The following is an 816-nucleotide window of genomic DNA, read 5'->3' as shown; positions in this document are numbered from 1 at the left end:
GGTCGCTGAACAGCTCGGCAATCGGCTCGACGGATTCATAAAACACCCGAGTTGGTGCGTACAGTTTTTTGGCCGTGGCAATGTCGCCTTTCTTCACCGCATCGGTGAACTGCCGGGTGTGGCTGACCAGCTCGTCGATGTTCTCGGTGACGTAAATCTTGTAATCCGACACCGGGCCTACCAGATCCAGCGGCGCCGTGGCGGCGAAGGCGGCCAGCGGCGTCTGGAGCAGGCCAAGGGTCAACAGCAAAGCCAAAGGCGTCTTTTTCATGGTTCTCTTCCGGGTGAGGAGGTTGAAGGTCATGCGGTTTGGGTGTTCGATGCAGCCGCCAGCAGCGAGCGTCCGATGAAGTCTTTGTCATCGGTCACACCCGGCAGGGTAAAGAAATAACCGCCGCCGACCGGCTTCAGGTATTCCTCCAGGGGCTCGCCGTTGAGGCGGGTCTGCACAGTGATGAAGCCTTTTTCCAGGTCTGCCTGGTAGCAGATGAACAGCAGACCCATGTCCAGTTGGCCGTTCTTGTTCACCCCGTTGGAGTAGTTGAACGGGCGACGCAGGATCAGGTTTTTCTGAGTGTCGGCGGTGCGCGGGTTGGCCAGACGGATGTGCGAGTCCAGACGCGTCTTCTTGCCTTCCGGGTCGGCGGCATAATTGGGCACGTCGGTCTCGACCTTGCCGTCCATGGGCGCGCCGGTGCTTTTGGTGCGGCCGAAAATCGACTCCTGCTCCTGCAGCGGTGTGCGATCCCAGCGCTCGACAAAATTGCGAATGATGCGCACCGCCTGATAACTGCCGTTGGCCGCCCAGGCCGGTTC

General features: G+C 60.0%; 2 protein-coding genes. Both read right to left on the bottom strand.

Translation table 11 applies throughout. The annotated features are described in order from the left end of the window. A partial coding sequence (locus BZK31_RS28310; RefSeq protein ID WP_279628829.1) for an imelysin family protein occupies positions 1-271 on the bottom strand: 271 nt, incomplete at its 3' end. Positions 272-300: 29 nt separating this feature from the next. Further along, positions 301-816 (bottom strand): Dyp-type peroxidase (locus BZK31_RS28305; RefSeq protein ID WP_157900825.1); only part of this gene is annotated, 516 nt, incomplete at its 5' end.

Origin of the sequence: Pseudomonas floridensis, from assembly GCF_002087235.1 — a bacterium.
GTDB classification, from domain to species: domain Bacteria; phylum Pseudomonadota; class Gammaproteobacteria; order Pseudomonadales; family Pseudomonadaceae; genus Aquipseudomonas; species Aquipseudomonas floridensis.
This window is presented reverse-complemented; position numbering and strand designations above follow the sequence as displayed.